Origin of the sequence: Shewanella sp. DAU305 (assembly GCF_026802235.1) — a bacterium.
Lineage (GTDB): Bacteria > Pseudomonadota > Gammaproteobacteria > Enterobacterales > Shewanellaceae > Shewanella > Shewanella baltica.
Window position 1 is genome coordinate 1,021,479 of record NZ_CP113808.1, and the last position, 12,418, is coordinate 1,033,896.

Sequence of the window (12,418 nt, forward strand, 5' to 3'; positions counted from 1 at the left end):
AAATGCTAAGGATAGGATAACGACTCATTAAAATAACACCTGACTAATGTAACCGCTGGCGGCCAAGGATACAAAGGGTAAGCTAGGGTCGCCTAGCGTTTGGAGCCGACTTTTCGGTTGAGTCACATTTTTGCATTTGAGTCGCCGTTCACCGCCAAGTCGTTTGGGCTTGGCGGTGAACGGGTTTTCACTAGAGGATAAAGCGGCTGAGATCTTCGTCTTGGACTAAGTTATCTAAGTGGGCGCTGACATAGTCGGCGTCGATAACAAAGGCGGAGCCCGATTTTTCCGATGCCTCGTAGGAGATATCTTCCATCAGCTTTTCCATCACAGTGTGTAAACGACGGGCGCCGATGTTTTCGGTGCGCTCGTTCACTTGCCATGCGGCTTTTGCAATGCTGTCGATACCCGATTCGCTGAATTCAACTTTCACGCCTTCTGTGTTCATCAGCGCGATATATTGCTCGGTAAGCGAGGCGTGTGGCTCGGTCAGAATGCGTTTAAAATCATTGGCTGACAGCGCATCTAACTCAACACGAATCGGCAAACGACCCTGTAGCTCAGGAATTAAATCCGATGGTTTCGACATCTGGAATGCGCCCGAAGCGATAAACAGAATGTGGTCGGTTTTAACCATGCCGTGTTTTGTGGTGACTGTGCAGCCTTCGATCAGCGGCAGTAAGTCACGTTGCACGCCTTCACGGGAAACGTCTGGGCCTGAGGTTTCGCCACGCTTACAGATTTTGTCGATTTCGTCGAGGAACACTATGCCGTGTTGCTCAACCATTTCAATGGCTTGCTCTTTTAAATCTTCTTGATTGACCAGTTTGGCGGCTTCTTCTTCGATCAACAGCTTAAAGGCTTCTTTGATCTTCATCTTGCGACGTTTTGCCGGTGCTTGGCCCATGTTTTTAAACAGGCTTTGCAGCTGATTGGTCATTTCTTCCATGCCAGGAGGCGACATAATTTCGACGCCGACCTGTGGTTGTGCCACATCGATATCGATTTCTTTATCGTCTAATTGGCCTTCGCGCAGCTTCTTGCGGAACACTTGGCGGGTGTTTGAGCTGGAATCGGTTTCTGTGCTTTCCCAGTCGTTTTTCGGTTTAGGCAACAGCGCATCGAGAATGCGCTCTTCGGCATTTTCTTCGGCGCGTTGGCGGCACTTACCCATTTGCTGTTCACGGGTCAGCTTGATGGCGATATCGGTCAAATCGCGAATGATTTGCTCGACTTCTTTACCGACATAACCCACTTCTGTGTATTTAGTGGCTTCGACCTTGATAAAAGGCGCGTTGGCTAGCTTGGCTAAACGGCGAGCAATTTCAGTTTTACCTACGCCAGTAGGGCCAATCATCAGGATGTTTTTTGGGGTGACTTCTTGACGAAAATCCACGTCCAGTTGCATCCGGCGCCAGCGGTTACGCAGGGCTACAGCAACAGAACGTTTGGCCTTTTGTTGGCCAATAATGTGTGCATCCAGCTCGTGGACAATCTCACGGGGGGTCATTTCAGACATCATATTCCTCACGGGCTGTTTAGTAATTGAGTTCTTCAATCGTTTTGAATTGATTGGTGAATACGCAGATATCCGCGGCAATGGTCAGGGATTTTTCAGCGATTTCTAAGGCCGACAGCTCGGTATTTTGCAATAGCGCAAGGGCTGCCGCTTGGGCATAGTTGCCGCCTGAACCAATGGCGACTAAGTCGTGTTCTGGCTGAACGACATCACCATTACCTGTGATGATCAGTGAGGTTTCGGCATCGGCCACGACGAGTAGGGCTTCGAGTTTACGCAGCATACGGTCGGTACGCCAATCTTTGGCGAGCTCAACGGCCGAGCGCAATAAATGGCCTTGGTGCATTTCGAGTTTGGCTTCAAAACGCTCGAATAGGGTGAAAGCATCGGCGGTGCCGCCTGCAAAACCTGCCAGTACCTTGTTGTGATATAAGCGACGCACTTTTTTGGCGTTACCTTTCATTACGGTATTGCCTAGGGAGACTTGGCCATCGCCGGCGATGACAACTTGATTATTACGGCGTACTGATACGATAGTGGTCACAATGAATCCTCTTCTGGCCCGCAGCAAAAGTTGCGGTGGATGATGGAGTAGATATGGGGATAGATGACAATAATTCAAGTTATAGCGAGAAAAGCCAAAGGAGTTTGCGATCTTTCGCGCACCTTTGGCTGCAAAAATAAGCGCTTACTGGGGAAGGGTTGAGCGACTGACTTCAGTGTTTCCACTATAGGGATAGTATTTAAAATCCCAGTTTTCACTGCCGAAGCTGCGATCGTCCGAGACATAGTTGAAAATACAGTAAGCATTGGGATCGGTAATGTCGACGGCACCATACCAGTAAACAATGTCGACATTGGGAACTGTGCGCCAAGTGTATTGATCGGCGATGATAAATTCATTATTAGCCAAAAGACCTTGCCATAACTGACCGCAATAATCGCCCTGCAATTTAACACCGGCATCAGCGGTTGCAGTCTCTGTTCCCAGTGGAAATCCTGTCGTGCTCGAGTCGAGTTTACCATCGCCATAGCAGGCGAGATCTTGGGTATAACCTGAGTGACCGCCTGCAAGCCAGCAGCTGTGGTAAAGCTTAACGCCAGAGGTAAAGGCCGCAAATGCGGTTTTGGCTCTAGCATCGTGGGCATCTTGGCCTAGGTTTAAAAACTTAGGTGCCGCAACGACGGCCAAGATCCCAAGGATGATAATGACCACAACCAGTTCTATTAATGTAAAACCCTTCGATGACTGCAAACGACTCATATTGCTCACCTATCTGTTAGAGGGGGATATTCTAACGGAACTTCGATTCGCAATCAGTAAGTCATTGATAGTATTTATTTGTTTAACATTCTGTTTAACGTTTTGGTTACATTAACTCAAATAGAAGAGGGCAAGCCGCAAAATGGCAGGGGTTAGCTTCGTCATTAATGTCATCGCCCGCAGGTAAACGACTTATAAAGCGGTTTCGTCTATCACTTGGTAGCGGGTTTGTACGTAGCCATTGTCATATTGCTGCGTGTGGATTGGCATTAATTGAAGCGCTTGAGCTAAGTCGCCAAAGAGCGGAATACCTTTACCCAGTAAAGTGGGGATACGAGTGAGCGTGAGCTCCTGAATTAGCCCCGCCGCTAAAAAGCCTTGGATCGTTTGGCCACCATCGATATAGAGATGCTTAAAGCCACGGGTTTTAAGTTGTTCGCTAATGCTTGCTGCATCGCCATTGAGCACTTGTACGTGCTCAGTTAACGCCGATGGCACAGTTACACCGCTGCCGCTTAATACAAACACTGGAATATTTACATAGGGCCAATCACAATCGAAGGAGAGGACTTTTTCAAAGCTTTTACGTCCCATCACTATCGCATCGACAGTGTCGATAAAGGCATGATAACCAAAGTCTTCATCGGGATTAGTACTGGGATGCTGGTTTAAAAAATCGATATCCCCATCGGGAGTGGCGATATAGCCGTCGAGGGTCGCGGCAATAAAAACGGAGGCTTTCATTCATCTTCCTTAATGCTATTTTCGCGCGTGTTTTTCTAATGATTCTTTCAGGGCTTGTTGCTGAGCGAAGCAGTCTTGTTTTGCTTTGCCCGACATATCGTTACACGTTTGACCTTTATCTGGGCCTTCCAATATGGCGGCTGCAACATAAACAGCGGCATCGGCTGCATTGCATTCTTGTTTGCTGTAGGGGGAATTTGTATCACATTTTGAATTAAGCGGCCCAACGCAGCCACTCATACAGGTCAAGGCTAAGGCGCTAAAACTGAGTAATATTAAAGGTTTGAACATTCGCTCTTCCATGATTCTTATTATTTGAGACGGTTGGAAAGTATATAACTGCTTTACAGACGGAGCTAGAACTGGATCGTTCAATTTCCACTTTGGTTGTTATCTCGGAGTAAGGCATTCGCGGATGGGAGAAAAAATCCCCGAGGGCATAGTTACCCTCGGGTGGAGGTTCAAAAAGCAGTGGATTTCTTGAGCGCCTGCGGGGCACAAAGGAAGGAACCTATGGCGTGATTGTGCGGGCTGATACGATATTTAACAAAGCCAAATGCACAAACTGCGACAGCTTGTCGCAGGTAGGATGAAAACTGTGTAGTTACGGTATCTTGAATGGTCTGGGTAAAAAGGGTTTAACGGTTAAATCCTTATGCGTGGCGAGAAGGCGTCGCGGTTGTTTAGCGACTATGGGTCACTGACTTATAAGGCTGAATGTAGATTCCCTAAGTGCTGCACTAACTCTGCCATATTATTCACTTCGAGTTTCTTCATGATTTTTGCGCGGTGCACTTCAATCGTGCGCAAGGATAAAAACATCGCCTCCGAGATTTGCTTGTTAGTCATTCCTTGGATCACATGGGCTAACACTTGCTGTTCGCGCTCGGTCAGTTGGTCAAACTTATGCTGCAGACTTTGCTGCTCGAAGGCCGCTTGGCTTTCACGCTGTGCTTTTTCTATCGCTTGTACTAATGCCTTACCCGATACGGGTTTTTGAAAAAAGTCGCAGGCTCCCTTACGAAATGCGCTGAGTGCCATAGGTAAATCGCCGTGGCCAGTGAGAAATATCACGCCTAGCGGGCTGTGGGTTTCGATCAGTTTTTGCTGCACTTCTTGGCCGGTGATTTCTGGCATTCGACTATCTAAAATCACGCAGCCCGCCTGTGATAATGCACATTGCGCAAGGAAGTCGCGGCCGCTGTTGAAGGTTTGCACTTGGTAGCCAAATTGCCCAAGCATAAAACCCAGCGAATCCAAAATCGCTTCATCGTCATCAACTAAATACAGCGGCAATTTTGTAGACATGGATTTCCTTATGGAGGCGGGAGAGCTATATCAGCTTAAGCCGCGTCTGTGTCAGGCTCAATTTTAAGCCTAGGTCTTGGGAGGTTCATCACTAAATTAGCCGATTATCTTAGGGCAGAAACCAGAGTTTGGCGGCATTTCACAGCTTGATTTTTATCTGCACGCTAAAGTCGTTTAATAGCATACAAGACAGGGTAATAGCGGTGATGACGACGGGCTCTTGGTGTAAAGCGGTAGTGATGGGATTATGCCTAAGTGTCATTGGGCTCAATCAGTCCTATGCCGATGACGTGCCGCAGGTGAATCACTTTAGAGTCGGAGTGCTGGCAAACCATGGTGTGTTACAGGCCAAGCAGCGTTGGCAACCTATGATGGATTACCTGACTGAACAAGTGCCCAATAGCCATTTTGAAGTGGTGCCCGTCGACTTTAATGGTATGCGTAGCCAGTTACTCGGCCATGATTTGCAGTTTATCGTCACCAACCCCGGGCAATATCTGCATCTAAGCAATAACTTCCCGCTGTCTTGGCTCGCGACGATGAAGAGCCGCAAGCATCAGGGCAGCACTTTTACCATAGGCGCAACTATTATTGTCCGCGCCGATAGCCCTATCCGGACCCTGCAGGATTTGCGCGGGCGCAATGTGGTCGCCAGTGATCCGCAGGCATTAGGCGGGTATCAGGCGGCCATGGGGTTACTTCATAAAATGGGCTTTTTACCCGAACAGTTTTTTGGGCAAGTGCGCTTTCTCGGTTTTCCATTGGAGCCGCTTGTCTATCAAGTCCGTGACGGCAGCGCCGATGCCGCCATCGCGCCTTTTTGCACCTTAGAGGAAATGATCGCAACGGGTCTTGTTAATCAGGCCGATTATCGGGTGATCCACCCGACTAAACCGGCAGGATATGATTGTGAGGTGAGCACTCAGTTATACCCCAACTGGTCATTCGCGGCGGCGGATACGGTTGCCCCTAAGCTGACGATGGCGATCACCCGCGCCTTATTTGATTTACCCGCCGACCATGTCGCTGCTATTACCGCCGATACTTTGGGCTGGACGGCGCCAGTCAGCCAGTTGAAAGTGATTGAGTTATTTAAGGAATTACAACTGCAAGGTGCGTCGCCGCCACTCTATCAAACCGTATACAAATGGATGGCGAAAAATAAAGAATGGGGCGGTGTGCTGCTATTAATCTTCATTATTTCGACTATTTATCACTTGTGGCTTGAATATAAGTTTCGCCAGAAAAGCGAGTTCTTACTCAATACTGAGCGGCAATTAAAGGATAAGGCATTGCAGCTTGAGCGATTGCAAAGCGCAGCAATTCTGGGGGAAATTGGCGCTGGCCTTGCCCATGAACTCAATCAACCCATAGCCGCCATTACTCAATACAGCGAAGGTGCCATGCTGCAACTGGAAAGGCTGGGGCAAGATAATCCTGAACTTTATGATGTGCTTGGGAAAATTAATGCGCAGTCGATTCGCGCGGGTGCGGTTGTGCACCGTATTCGCGGTTTACTCAAGCGGCGTCAGGCCAAGACCGAACCTTTAGATATCGTGCTGGTGGTGAAGGAGGCGTTAGCTTTACTGCGGCGCGAGTTAGATCGGGCCAATGTGCAAGTGAATGTGCGGGTACAGGGCGAGCCCTTTGAGCTGATGGGGGATAGCGTTGGCTTAAGTCAAATGTGGGTCAATCTCGTGAAAAATAGTTTAGATGCGCTAGAGACCTGCGGCGATAATCGTGTGCGTCAATTATGGATCGATATCTATTATCATCCGAATGAAATCAAAGTTTTAGTTATTGATAATGGCGAAGGGCTACAGGGGCAGGCGAGTGAGTTGATGGCATCTTTTGCCTCAACCAAAGATGCGGGATTAGGCCTAGGTTTAGCCATCTGTAAGGATGTGGTCACCCGCCATCACGGCAGCATTCAAATCGAAAACTGTCAGCAATCCACGCAAGCTTTACTGCCTTGGCAACAGGGCTGTGTGGTGACAGTCGTACTTCCCAAGGGATAGGGTTATACACTTATGAGTAACCCTTAATGTGCGCATTAGCGGAGCATCCGACAGCCTTTATTGGTTAGCGGTTAATATTAATAAAAGCATCATTTTCATAATAATATTTTGCTGCACTAATTAATTCATTTAGCCCAGCTTCAGAATTTTGTTGCAGCAAATTACTCTTAATACTTTGCAAATCTGACACACTTAAGAAGCTTTTATAACCAATAGATGTTGGGTAAATTGGTTCATCATCACTACCACGATCTTCTTCTGTGTCATCGTCAAGTACAAGACATAATATTGAGTCATTAATTTCTTTATTAAAAGGTATATATACATCCCACTTCCAATCTAAAGATTCAATTTTATCCAACATGTTCTTGAGAGTTAATTCTAAACGCATTACGCACCTTTTGTGATACAGCTAGTCATTCCCGCGCCTTATTTGCGGTTAGTTTTGGGATGGAAAAGCCTTCGCTTGATCTCTGATCCACTTCATTCATAACTGTAGATATTTACCAAAATATTCATCGACAGTTTTATGGCAGTATTTATCTTCACCTCGCCAATACTCAGCAAACACCCAGTCATTTTTGCCTTTAGAAGGGCGATCGTAGCTCCTTGATCGTAACACTCCAATACTGGCTAAAATCTCTATTAATACCTGCCTTTCTGCTTTACTGGACTTTACGACCTTAGCCAATCTTTTTTCAAGGGCACTGGGATAATCAGTAGGTTCCGAACTTTCGATAGTGCTTAATATTTCTTTGAAACAATTTAAGTCTTCATCAGTTGGGTCAGGGATATCCGTATTTATAAATTGGTTTAAGTCAAAATATGTATATAAAATATCGCCATGACGGACACCACCCCATTTGATACGCTCGAAATTCAATACGTTTATATCTGTGTTGTTATAGTTGTGACTGCCCCTTATCCCGTATTTGCTGTCTCGGCATACACCGCAGGTGTAGGAGTGTGAAGTTGGTTTTCCGTCGGAATATGAAGTGCCGGATATAACGGGTGTATATTTATGCTCTGGGATATTTTTGGCAATTGAATAGGATGATAAAGAAGATCTTAAGTCTAAGCGGCGAGTTGTCAGGCTACTTAAAAAACCTTTAGCAATTTGTGCTCTGGATATTGTTTTTACTACTTTTGCAATGGTATCTATGCAGTCATCATGAGAAATCGAAATCGGATCAAACATCAATCCTTGTGACTTTGCGTACTCAAAATCTCCATCAGATAAAAGTCTATCTTTTGAGTCTATCCATCCATTTTTCCAGTAGGTGGAGAATAATATTTTCTTCGCTTTCTTATCCATATTCGAATTAATGCTTTCACTTAACGTCTGAGTATTAATGTGTAGCGTTGTTTGCGAGACATAAATCAGTTGTTCGACTTGGCTGCTACGACGATGTTAATTGGTGTGAATGATGCTATAGGAATTTGTTTTGACAGGGTAGTGGTTTTTATACAACTTTGGTGGTAATTGCTTGATATCGTTTTAGCTTTATCATTACATTTGCATTATTAGTGACGTTGATTTCGAGTATTCTGGCCTTACATTTTGGTTGACACAGGTACTACATCATCTCAACGACATTAAACCTATAAGGCATATTTACTTTTAGTTTTCTATCATCTAGCAACGACTTGATGGTGGTTATTTTCTTCACATGACCACTTGTTTATCGTGGTTTTCTATTCGGATACTTTGGACGTTTGCAATTTAGGGCAGTGGATAGTTTTGGGCGAACTGACCAAGCTTTTCTACTAAAAACTCTATGGTGCGACGGATCTTATGGCTGGGATAATCGGTTTGTAGGTATACCAATTGCAGTGGGATCGGCGGGGCTATTTTATCGGCTAGCACTAAGTGGAGTCTGCCTTCGGTCACATCTTGCGCCACATCGAGCCAACTCTTATAGGCAATCCCACGACCTGAGAGTGCCCAGTCGCGGATCACTGCGCCATCGTTACAGAAACGTTGGCCCCTGACTTCGATTTCAACGGGGGCGCCGTTATGACTTAACTTCCATTTCTGCCACGGCTCACCGCCGCGATTTAAGATCAGTACTGCGTGTTGGCTCAGTTCATTTAGCGTGCTTGGTGTGCCGTGTTGTGCCAGATAAGCGGGTGAGGCGACCAGTACCCTTGGGGTCATGGCGAGCTGACGCCTTTTAAGGTTTGAGTCGTCAAGTTGGCCATAGCGCAAAGCCAAATGGATATTTTGGTCGATTAAGTCTGTCATATGATCGCCAAAATACAGCTGCACTGTCAGTTCTGGGGCGCTGTCCATCAATTCATCGAGCCAAGCACGGATCTGGCTGCGGCCAATATCCGAAGGTAAGGCGAGGCGTACTTCGCCCTTAAGCTCACCCCTGTGTTCGGCTAAATTGGCGCTGGCGGTTTCGAGAATCGCCAGTGCGGGTTTCGCCGAATCGAGAAAGATCCGCCCTTCTTCTGTGAGCTGTAAGCGCCGCGTCGAGCGAGCAAATAGCTGACATCCTAGCTTTTTCTCTAATCTTTGCAGCGCGGCACTTGCCGCTGCCGGCGTCATGCCTATTTCTTTACTGGCTGCCGAGAGACTCTCTAAGGCTGCGATACGCAGCGCTAATTGCAGATCGTTTAAATGATACATATCAAATTATTTTTGAAAATGATTTTAATAATAGCCTGATTATCAATATAGATTAACTAATGCACAATTGCACCACTGATGTTTCATCTTAATTTCTGGTTCGGAGTGTGTATGAGTCTTTTCATGTCTTATAAATTAGCGTCACTGGCATTAAACAATCGCATTGTGATGGCCCCTATGACTCGGGCGCGTACTACGCAGCCAGGCAATATTCCGAATGATCTGATGGCGCAATATTATGCCCAGCGCGCCTCGGCGGGGTTAATCATCACAGAAGCGACACAAATCTCCGATGACAGCCAAGGTTATTCATTTACGCCGGGCGTGTATACCGCTGAGCAAATTGAGGGCTGGAAAAAAGTCACAGCGGCAGTGCATCAGGCTGGTGGTAAAATCTTCAATCAAATTTGGCATGTTGGCCGTGTATCGCACCCGATTTTTCAGCAGGGTAATGCCCCGATTGCGCCATCAGCTATTGCGCCCGTTGGCACTAAAGTATGGATTGTGGATGAAGCGCATCCTGAAGGGCAAATGGTGGATTGCCCAGAACCTAGGGCTATGGTGCAAGCCGATATCGACCGCGTTGTGGCCGATTTTGCACAGGCGGGAGTGAATGCGGTTGCGGCGGGTTTTGATGGCATCGAAATTCACGGCGGCAATGGTTATCTGATTGACCAGTTTTTACGCACCAATTCAAACCACAGAACTGATGCCTACGGCGGTTCTCAGGAAAATCGCATTCGTTTTTTACTCGAAATTGTCCAAGCCGTGAGTGCGAAAATTGGTGCCGATAAAGTCGGGGTTCGCCTCGCCCCTTACGTGACGTTTAAAGATATGGCGTGTCCTGAAATTGTAGACACTATTCTGTTAGCGGCTAAGCATTTATCGGCATTGGGCGTGGCATATTTACATCTTTCAGAGGCGGATTGGGATGATGCGCCGCAGGTGCCAGAATCCTTTAGAGTCGAGCTGCGCAAAGTCTTTAAGGGCAGCATTATTGTTGCGGGTCGCTATGATGTGGCGCGTGCCAATGAAGTGATTGATAACGGTTATGCGGACTTAGTTGCCTTCGGTCGACCTTTTATTGCGAATCCTGATTTGCCTTACCGTTTAATGCATCAATTGCCTTTATCTGCATTCGACAAAGGGCCCTTGTTTGGCGGTAGTGCGGCGGGTTATACAGATTATCCTACACACAACGAAGCATTGAGAGCCGTCATCCGATCCGCTGACGATGAGGTGGCATAATGGATCGGGTTAACACTTTGTATGTTCAGCGCTTACCCGCTTGGCTTAGTTTAAGTCTATGGTTTTCAGGCTTTATAGGTATCGCTATTGTGGGTTTTAGCTTAGCAAGTCTGAGCATGGATGCGTTAGCCGCTCAAGGGGCAACAACACAGGATAGTGCTAAAGTGCGAGCGACATTAGTGCCAAAAGTGGCGGCAATGGAAACGATTTCTGATGAATCACCGCAGGCACTGGCTATCGCCCGCGCCGCTTTGTTATATGCCAGTTTTTGGCACACGGGCGATGCAAGTTTTGCCCACGGCGCATTGGCGACTGGTTTTATCGACCGTACTCTGCCCGCTGGCCGCGCACAGGGAATCACGGGTTCACTCGAAGCCTCAAAGGCATTTAGGGCAGCGGTCCCCGATCTCTCTGTTTCAGTTGAGCATTTGCTAATAGTTGGCGATCGTGCAGTGGTACGACTGCGTTTTAATGGCCGCTTCACTGGTGTCTTTGGTGAGCAAAAAGGCCAAGGGCAGAAAATCGATTTTCGTGCTGTTGACATGTATCGAGTACGGGATGGTTTCATCACAGATAACTGGCACCTCGAAGATTATCAAACGCTATTTTCTCAATTAGCTACAGGGACTCAATCATGAATCAACGTCGACGATTTTTAATGGCAGGTGGTGCCATCGCTGCTGGGTTCGGCCTAAGCCAAACGGCGCTTGCTATTGGTTTACCCTCATTAGATACCTTAGAAAATGACTCCAAAAGTTCAGGTGGCAGTGGTATGAACAAAATATTTTGGCCAAGTGGTGAGCAGTTAGTGATTTCAATCTCAATGCAGTTTGAAGCAGGTGCTCAAGATAAAAATGCCGAAGGGCCGTTTCCGCCGATGGAAAAGGGCTACCCAGATACCATCACCCCGACTTGGTACGATTACGGTATGAACGAAGGCATTCCAAGGCTGCTGCGCTTGTGGCGTAAGCACAATATCAAGGTGACTTCTCACATGGTTGGGCGCGCCGCCGAGCTACATCCTCAACTTGCCAAACAAGTTGCAGATGAGGGGCATGAGATTTCGGGTCACGGACAAACGTGGACGCCACAATACAGCATGTCGCCAGCAGAGGAACGCGCCTCCTATGTGGCGAGTATTGAGACGCTGCAAAGGATCACAGGTCAGCGCCCCTTAGGTTTTAATGCCTTTTGGATGCGCCATAGCACTCAAACCCTCAATATTTTGCAGGACTTAGGTTTTATTTATCATATCGATGATCTATCGCGGGACGAACCTTCAATTATCCCTGTAGGAAATAAGCCCTTTGCAGTTGTGCCTTACACTTTACGTAACAATGATATCGGCCGTTTTGGTGGCAATACTGCTATGACTGCCGCGGCCTTTTTGCAGGAACTAAAGGATGAGTTCGATATGCTCTATCAAGAAGGTTCGACGCAGCGACGGATGATGTCGATCAGTGTGCATGACCGTATTGGTGGCGCTCCTGGATTGGTGACCGCTTTAGATAAGTTTATTCAGTACGCTAAAGGTCACACTAACGTAGGCTTTATGCGTAAAGATGCCATTGCTAAATGGGCGCTGGCGCAAAAGGACACGCCGACCAATCCTGCAAGAACCTTTTAGCCTGCTATAACTCTCGTTCTCGTTGATGGCAGTTGGAAGAGGTGTAATGGTTAAC

13 protein-coding genes are annotated in these 12,418 nt (G+C 47.1%); 4 read left to right on the plus strand and 9 right to left on the minus strand.

From position 1 onward, the window contains the following. Positions 1-190: 190 nt before the first annotated feature. The 6 genes from hslU to OX890_RS04550 form a co-directional block, all read right to left on the minus strand. The gene (gene hslU, locus OX890_RS04525) at positions 191-1,519 is read right to left on the minus strand and encodes an ATP-dependent protease ATPase subunit HslU (protein WP_006083301.1); all 1,329 of its coding nucleotides are present in this window, start codon (positions 1,517-1,519) and stop codon (positions 191-193) included. A gap of 19 nt (positions 1,520-1,538) precedes the next feature. Then, the gene (gene hslV / locus OX890_RS04530) at positions 1,539-2,063 is read right to left on the minus strand and encodes an ATP-dependent protease subunit HslV (RefSeq protein WP_006083300.1); all 525 of its coding nucleotides are present in this window, start codon (positions 2,061-2,063) and stop codon (positions 1,539-1,541) included. A 144-nt stretch (positions 2,064-2,207) separates the two neighbouring features. Then, positions 2,208-2,783: a type II secretion system protein gene (locus tag OX890_RS04535; RefSeq protein WP_126491051.1), complete on the minus strand. Its 576-nt coding sequence runs from the start codon at positions 2,781-2,783 to the stop codon at positions 2,208-2,210. Between the two features lie 192 nt (positions 2,784-2,975). Then, on the minus strand, positions 2,976-3,527 hold the full coding sequence (locus OX890_RS04540; protein ID WP_268650150.1) for a dihydrofolate reductase family protein: 552 nt from the start codon (positions 3,525-3,527) through the stop codon (positions 2,976-2,978). Positions 3,528-3,542: 15 nt separating this feature from the next. Next, positions 3,543-3,818 (minus strand): hypothetical protein, encoded by a 276-nt coding sequence (locus tag OX890_RS04545; protein WP_259541889.1) that lies wholly within the window; start codon positions 3,816-3,818, stop codon positions 3,543-3,545. A gap of 414 nt (positions 3,819-4,232) precedes the next feature. After that, on the minus strand, positions 4,233-4,835 hold the full coding sequence (locus OX890_RS04550) for a response regulator transcription factor (protein WP_268650151.1): 603 nt from the start codon (positions 4,833-4,835) through the stop codon (positions 4,233-4,235). Between the two features lie 206 nt (positions 4,836-5,041). Here OX890_RS04550 and OX890_RS04555 point away from each other — a divergent pair, with 206 nt between their 5' ends. After that, complete coding sequence (locus OX890_RS04555) at positions 5,042-6,853, plus strand: sensor histidine kinase (protein ID WP_268650591.1); 1,812 nt, start codon at positions 5,042-5,044, stop codon at positions 6,851-6,853. Positions 6,854-6,917: 64 nt separating this feature from the next. Here OX890_RS04555 and OX890_RS04560 read toward each other — a convergent pair whose 3' ends face one another. The 3 genes from OX890_RS04560 to OX890_RS04570 form a co-directional block, all read right to left on the minus strand. Next, a complete protein-coding gene (locus OX890_RS04560; protein ID WP_006087079.1) occupies positions 6,918-7,244 on the minus strand; it encodes a DUF7716 domain-containing protein in 327 nt (108 codons plus the stop codon). A gap of 96 nt (positions 7,245-7,340) precedes the next feature. Then, positions 7,341-8,168: a hypothetical protein gene (locus tag OX890_RS04565; RefSeq protein ID WP_006087078.1), complete on the minus strand. Its 828-nt coding sequence runs from the start codon at positions 8,166-8,168 to the stop codon at positions 7,341-7,343. Between the two features lie 408 nt (positions 8,169-8,576). Beyond that, positions 8,577-9,488, minus strand: a complete 912-nt coding sequence (locus OX890_RS04570; protein ID WP_006087077.1) for a LysR family transcriptional regulator — start codon at positions 9,486-9,488, stop codon at positions 8,577-8,579. A gap of 111 nt (positions 9,489-9,599) precedes the next feature. On the opposite strand from OX890_RS04570, the gene OX890_RS04575 reads away from it, so the two are divergent. From OX890_RS04575 to OX890_RS04585, 3 genes are read left to right on the plus strand one after another with little or no spacing between them, the layout of a single operon-like run. Then, on the plus strand, positions 9,600-10,736 hold the full coding sequence (locus OX890_RS04575) for an alkene reductase (protein WP_268650152.1): 1,137 nt from the start codon (positions 9,600-9,602) through the stop codon (positions 10,734-10,736). Beyond that, positions 10,736-11,374, plus strand: coding sequence for an ester cyclase (locus OX890_RS04580; protein WP_268650153.1), 639 nt, complete (start codon positions 10,736-10,738; stop codon positions 11,372-11,374). Before OX890_RS04575 ends, OX890_RS04580 begins: the two co-directional genes overlap by 1 nt. Further along, a complete protein-coding gene (locus tag OX890_RS04585; protein WP_006087074.1) occupies positions 11,371-12,363 on the plus strand; it encodes a polysaccharide deacetylase family protein in 993 nt (330 codons plus the stop codon). Before OX890_RS04580 ends, OX890_RS04585 begins: the two co-directional genes overlap by 4 nt. Positions 12,364-12,418 lie beyond the last annotated feature (55 nt).